General features: G+C 72.2%; 5 protein-coding genes and 1 pseudogene. 4 read left to right on the top strand and 2 right to left on the bottom strand.

Annotated elements, in window-relative coordinates; genetic code table 11:
• The 3 genes from VIP82_RS02720 to bcp form a co-directional block, all read left to right on the top strand.
• A partial coding sequence (locus VIP82_RS02720; RefSeq protein ID WP_331905752.1) for a DMT family transporter occupies positions 1-476 on the top strand: 476 nt, incomplete at its 5' end.
• A 306-nt stretch (positions 477-782) separates the two neighbouring features.
• Positions 783-1,697, top strand: coding sequence for an HpcH/HpaI aldolase/citrate lyase family protein (locus tag VIP82_RS02715; RefSeq protein ID WP_331905751.1), 915 nt, complete (start codon positions 783-785; stop codon positions 1,695-1,697).
• 38 nt (positions 1,698-1,735) lie between these two features.
• Entirely contained in the window at positions 1,736-2,209 is a 474-nt protein-coding gene (gene bcp / locus VIP82_RS02710) for a thioredoxin-dependent thiol peroxidase (RefSeq protein WP_331905750.1), read from the top strand.
• Positions 2,210-2,323: 114 nt separating this feature from the next.
• Here bcp and VIP82_RS02705 read toward each other — a convergent pair whose 3' ends face one another.
• Positions 2,324-2,860 carry a nitroreductase family protein gene (locus VIP82_RS02705; protein ID WP_331905749.1) on the bottom strand — a complete coding sequence of 179 codons (537 nt, stop codon included), beginning with the start codon at positions 2,858-2,860 and terminating at the stop codon, positions 2,324-2,326.
• Positions 2,860-3,276, bottom strand: coding sequence for a peptide-methionine (R)-S-oxide reductase MsrB (msrB, locus tag VIP82_RS02700; RefSeq protein ID WP_331905748.1), 417 nt, complete (start codon positions 3,274-3,276; stop codon positions 2,860-2,862). Before msrB ends, VIP82_RS02705 begins: the two co-directional genes overlap by 1 nt.
• 133 nt (positions 3,277-3,409) lie before the next feature.
• On the opposite strand from msrB, the pseudogene VIP82_RS02695 reads away from it, so the two are divergent.
• Positions 3,410-3,592, top strand: a pseudogene (locus tag VIP82_RS02695) (hypothetical protein); the annotation flags it as partial.

Raw genomic sequence — 3,592 nt, 5'->3', positions numbered from 1 at the left:
CCGGTGGTGTGGACGCGCCGCCCGTGCTCCTCGTGCTGCCGTTCCTCGTCGGGGCCGGCATCGCCTGGCAGTCGGCGGTCAACGGACGGCTGCGTCAGCGTGTGGGCACACCGCTGACTGCGACGCTCGTGAACTTCATCGGCGGCACGGCGGTGCTCGGTGTCGCCGAGCTCATCCACACGGCGGTGGCGGGCGCGCCGACGTCGTACCCATCGGATCCGTGGCTGTACCTGGGCGGCGTGATCGGGGTGGCCTACATCTTCCTCGCCGCAGCCCTCGTGCCCTTCACGGGGGTGCTCCTGCTCGGCCTCGGCACCGTCGTGGGACAGGTCGTCACGTCTGTCCTGATCGATGCGATCTGGCCCGCGGCAGGCGGACCGGGGTTCGGGGCGTCGCTGCTGATGTCGACGCTCGCGATCCTGTCGGTCGTCGTGGCGGCGGTGCCCTGGCGACGGATGCCGCGGTCCCGGCGCTGACGCCGGCTGCCGCAGCGAGGTGCTCTCCCCGCGGGAGGACGACGCGCCTGGCCGGCGCTTTTCAGGGTCTCAGTCGCCGTCATATGCGCTGTCGGGCTCGAGAAGGTGATGGAATGGATGGCGGCGCGACCGTCGGACCACGGCGTCGTCAGCCGCCCAGACGCGTCGTGCTCCGCGTGGAAACCCCGCGAGTGCGCACCCGACGCGGTCGGCCGGAGCATCCGGCCGGCTGCCCGTCGCGCCCCGCGCGGCCGAGACCCCGACGGCCCGGGCCGCGCGGCACCCGAAGCACGGAAGAAGAGTGAGATGTCGGCAGATCCCTATGGCAACGGTGCAGAGGTCCTCGATCCTGAGGAGGATCTGCGCACCCTGATCTCGACCCGTCCGGGGCGCCATCGCGCCGTCGACCCGTCTATCGCCCGCTCCTGGCTGCTCGTACCCGGAACCCGCCCGCAGTCGTTCGACGACATGGCGGCCTCCCGTGCCGACGCCGTGGTCCTCGACATCGAGGATGCGGTCGATCCGAGCAACAAACCGCAGGCGCGTCAGGACGTGGTCGACTGGCTCACGGCCGGCGGCCGCGCGTGGGTGCGCGTGAACGACGCGGCGAGCCCCTTCTGGGCCGACGACCTCGCAGCGCTCGTCGGCGCGCCCGGGCTGCTGGGCATCATGCTCGCCAAGACCGAGTCACCCGACCAGGTCACGAGCTCGTTCGACCGCCTGCGCGCCAGCGTGCCCGTGGTGGCGCTGATCGAGTCCGCGCTCGGCATGGAGGACGCCGCGCACATCGCCCGCGCGCGCGGCGCATTCCGGCTCGCGTTCGGCAGCGGCGACTTCCGGCGCGACACCGGCATGAGCGCGGATGCCGAGGCCATGGCCTACCCGCGCGCCCGCCTGGTCGTCGCCAGCCGCGTGGGCGACCTTCCCGGCCCGATCGACGGCCCCACCGTGGGCAACAGCATGCCGACGCTGCGCGAGCACTCCGCGATCACCGTGTCGATGGGCATGACCGGCAAGCTGTGCCTGGCCGCCGAGCAAGCGCCCGTCATCAACGAGGTGATCTGCCCCACTCCGAGCGAGGTCGAGTGGGCGCTGGACTTCCTGGCCGATTTCGAGGGCCGGGGCCGCGTCATTCGCGACGGCAGCGACTTGCCTCGCCTCGGTCGGGCGCAGAAGATCGAGAAGCTCGCGATCGCGTTCGGCGTCCACCCGACGTCGTGATCGCCGCACCACCCCCGACCCCCGAAGGGACGCATGACATGGCTGACGACACCCGCCTGCACGAAGGCGACCGGAACCCCGGCTTCGCCCTTCCCGACTCCACCGGCACCATCGTGCGGCCGGAGGACTTCGCCGGGCGCCGCCTGATCGTGTACTTCTACCCGGCCGCCTTCACGCCCGGCTGCACGACCGAGGCCTGCGACTTCCGCGACAACCTCGCCTCGCTCCAGGCCGCCGGCGTGGCCGTCGTCGGCATCTCACCCGACCCGGTCGAGCGGCTCGCCGAGTGGGCGAAGGCCGAGCAGCTGGAGTTCCCGCTGCTCTCGGACGAGGACCACGCGGTCGCCGAGGCGTGGGGCGCATGGGGCACCAAGGTCGTGGGCGGCGAGGAACGCGTCGGTCTCATTCGCTCGACCTTCGTGCTGGCCGCCGACGGCACGGTGGAGTCCGCCGAGTACCGTGTGGACCCGCAGGGCCACGTCGACCGGCTCCGGGCACAGCTCGCGGCCTGACTCGGGTTCGGCCTACAGCCGACACCCTTCGGCGCAGGGGGCGGCTCGCGGCACACGCCGCGATCCGCCCGCCTCGGGCGCTCGCATCACGGCGTCGGCGTCGCCACGCGTGCCTCAGGGGAGGCGACTGACGAACGCGCGGGCGTCGACGGCCTTGCGCCGTTCCGGCCGCGATCTCGCCGGCTTGCCGCCGACGTAGAGCCAGCCGAGCAGCTCCTCGTTCTTCTTGAGACCGTGGGCCTTGGCGACGGCCTTCGCGCGCGTGTAGTGGCCGGTGCGCCAGATGACGCCCCAGCCCGCCTCGTCGAGCAGCAGGCTCAGCATGTGCGCGACGCCCGAGGCCACGGCTTCCTGCTCCCAGCGCGGCACCTTGTGGCTCTTGCGATAGCTCGCCACGACCGCGATGAGCAGCGGTGCGCGCAGCGGCTTCGATGAGGCGCCCTTGTCGCCCTCCGCCTTGTTGATCGCGCGGCCGAGTCGACCGCGGTCGTCGCCGCGCAGCTCGATGAGCCGCCACGGCCGCAGTGACGAGTGGTCGGCGACCCGGCCGGCAGCCGCTACGAACTGCAGCAGCTCGTCGTGGGTCGGAGCCTCGTCGGTCACCTTCGACCACGACCGTCGTGCGAGGGCGGCCTCCAGCGCTCCGGGCATCAGGCGGTGCCCGCGTCGTCGCCCGGCGTGAACTGCAGCGAGAGCGAGTTCATGCAGTAGCGGTCGCCGGTCGGGGTGCCGAAGCCGTCGGGGAACACGTGACCCAGGTGCGAGCCGCAGTTGGCGCAGCGCACCTCGGTGCGCACCATCCCGTGACTGTTGTCCTCGATGAGTTCGACCGCCTCGGGGCGGATCGACTCGTAGAAGCTCGGCCACCCGCAGTGCGAGTCGAACTTGGTCCCGCTCTGGAACAGCTCGGCGCCGCACGCTGCGCACGTGTACAGGCCGGCGCGGCTCTCGTCGAGCAGCTCACCCGTCCACGGCCGCTCGGTGCCGGCTTCGCGCAGCACCGCGTACTGCTCGGCGGTCAGGTCTTCGCGCCACTGGGCGTCGCTCTTGTCGACGGCGTAGGTCATGGTTCCCTCCTCGGCCGCGGATGCGGACACCCTCCATTCAACCGCAGCCGATGACGGTGTGGTCCGTCCTCGCTGGGCGTCGCCCGCGAACCTGGAGCGCCCGGCTCGAGGCATGCGGCAGGATGGCGGCGTGATGGACGACCCACGGCACAGCGCAGCGCACGAGGCACAGCAGGGCGACGCGGATGCCGAGACGGCGGCCGTCGTCGAGCGGTACTCCCGTTTCGCGCGCGATGAGGCCCCCGGGCGCTCCGAGCTCTACGCGGGCTGGGCCCGTGGGGTGGCCGCCGACCCGGAGGTCGCCGCTGTCCTCGCG

Origin of the sequence: Microbacterium sp. (assembly GCF_036566905.1) — a bacterium.
In the GTDB taxonomy this organism is placed as follows: Bacteria; Actinomycetota; Actinomycetes; order Actinomycetales; family Microbacteriaceae; genus Microbacterium.
Note: the sequence above shows the minus strand (reverse complement) of the source record. Positions and strands in the feature narration are given on the sequence as shown.